The sequence below is a fragment of the Mycobacterium sp. E3339 genome, assembly GCF_001666915.1.
In the GTDB taxonomy this organism is placed as follows: domain Bacteria; phylum Actinomycetota; class Actinomycetes; order Mycobacteriales; family Mycobacteriaceae; genus Mycobacterium.
The window spans coordinates 1-2,078 of the sequence record NZ_LZIZ01000187.1; the positions used below are offsets into that span (position 1 = coordinate 1).

The 2,078-nt window shown below is 67.8% G+C and carries 2 protein-coding genes; both read right to left on the minus strand.

The features are described from left to right. The coding region (locus A5702_RS17215) for a dihydrodipicolinate reductase (RefSeq protein ID WP_068222149.1) at window positions 1-818 on the minus strand (818 nt) is incomplete at its 3' end. Further along, window positions 815-1,795 (minus strand): LLM class flavin-dependent oxidoreductase, encoded by a 981-nt coding sequence (locus A5702_RS17220; RefSeq protein ID WP_068222152.1) that lies wholly within the window; start codon window positions 1,793-1,795, stop codon window positions 815-817. The genes A5702_RS17215 and A5702_RS17220, both read right to left, overlap by 4 nt. Between the last annotated feature and the right edge of the window lie 283 nt (window positions 1,796-2,078).

Consider the following 2,078-nt stretch of genomic DNA (forward strand, 5'->3'; position numbering starts at 1 on the left):
ACGTGCTCGATCACGATGGCTTCCCGGCCGTCGACCACACCGATCGCCCGCATGCGCAGCGCACCGCAGGTGCCCGCCTCGACGGTGCCCATAGCGACCTCCAGCGTCCGGTTCGTCACCGCGCGGTCGAAATACTCGCGGACCTCCTGCACCTCGACGCCGAGCGCGTCGGCGACCAACCGGATCTGGCCCTGCCATTCGCCCGCGATCGCACCCGGGAAGCCGATCCAGGGCTGGTAGTTGAGCGGACGACCGAAACCCAGCGCGTCGCTCATGATGTCGGGGACGCCGTAGTCGTCGTACAGGCCGATCTCGAACGCGTGAATCTTCTCGATGGACGATGACTGGGTGGACAACACCAGCGGCAGGTAATCGGCGGCGAACCCCGGCTCGATCCCCGACGCGTACAACGACACCTGGCCCTGCTTGGCCGCGGCGACCAGCTGGTCGCGCCACTCGGCGGGTTCGTAGGCGTGCGGGTTGACCAGGCGGGTGGTGCTGGTCGTGACGACGTTGATGCCGGACTCGAGCAGCCTGACGTAATCCGGGATGGCCAGCGCGTCGCGCTCCGGGCCGCTGGCGGCGTAGATGACGCAATCGGGTTTCAGCGCGATCAGCGCATCGGCGTCGTTGGTGGCCGTCACGCCCAGGGGCTTGCCGCCGGCCAACTCGCCGGCGTCCTTACCGACCTTGTCCGCCGAATGCACCCAGACCCCAACGAGTTCCAGGTCGGGACGGCGGGCGATGGCGTCGATCGCGATCGCCCCAACACCGCCGGTGGACCACACGACGGTACGGATGGGCACCGGCGTTCTCATATGGCCCGGGCGGCGGCCGCCGCCGCCCGCTCGAGGTAGGGCCACGCGACATCGGGCGCGAGGCCGCCGCATAGCGGGTGCAGCGGCAGCGGCCGGCACCCGCGGACGTACTCGGTCGCCTCATCGCAGGTCATGATGCGGTAGGGGCCGCCCTCGTTGCGCAAATCCGACACGCTCTCGGCGCGGGTGATGCTGGCAACGGAATCGTCGTGGGGCCGGTATGACGCCGCCGTCACCGCGTCGTGCAGCAGGTGGGGCCCGAGCACGTCCCAGGCCTCCTCGACGCCCCGCTCGTGTTCGGCGACGAATACCGCAGTCGGCACCCCCGGAGCGGGAAACTGGACGAATCCGGGTTCATGCCCGTGTGCGCGGCACTGCTCTTCGTAGAACTCGATCAGGCCGGGCCACTCCGTCTGGGACACGAACCCCAGGCCGTAACGCCCGGCCCGGCGGGCGGCGGCCTTGCTGCCGCCGGCAATCAGCATCACCGGCCCCGAGTCAGAACCGGACGCCGGCGTGACCCGGACTGTGCGCCCGCGATATTCGACGGGTTCGCCGCGAACGAGTGGCCCGAGAACGGCCAGGATTTCGTCGGCCGCGCGACCGCGGGTGGACATGTCGATGCCGAAGTGGTCGTACTCCTCGTGTCGATGTCCGACACCGAACGCGTACGACACCCGTCCCCGGCTGATCAGGTCGAGTACGCACATCTCCTCGGCGAGCCGAACCGGATCGCGTAGCGGAATCGTCACCGCGGCAAGCAGGATCGCCAACGTGTGCGTCCTGGCGGCGATCGCAGAGGCCAGCATCAGCGGCGACGGCAAATGGCCGTCGTCGGCCCCGTGATGCTCGGACAACACCGCCAACACTGCGCCGCGGGTTTCGCCCCACGCGCACATGTCGATTGCCGCGGCGTACAGCTCCGCGGCGGGCCCGGACCACCGCGGAACCCGCATGTCGAATCTCAACGTAAACATCGGCGCCCCCCCGGTCCGCCTCTGAACACGCAGTCTAACGCCCGCATGGCTGCAAGTTAACCTAAAATTTGTTCGATAAGATAGTGCGCGCTTTCTTAAATCCTTGACCGAGGGGTGTCGCGGCGGTAGCTTCAAATCGAATATCGCATACCAGCCGACACTGTTCGTGCCGTATCGGCAACGGCCGCAACAGTTTTCATCGTGCTGGCGACGCGCGCACACCTGAGGAGGACGAGATGACGGCTCACCGGGTGGTGGTGTGGGCGACGGGTGGCATCGGGTC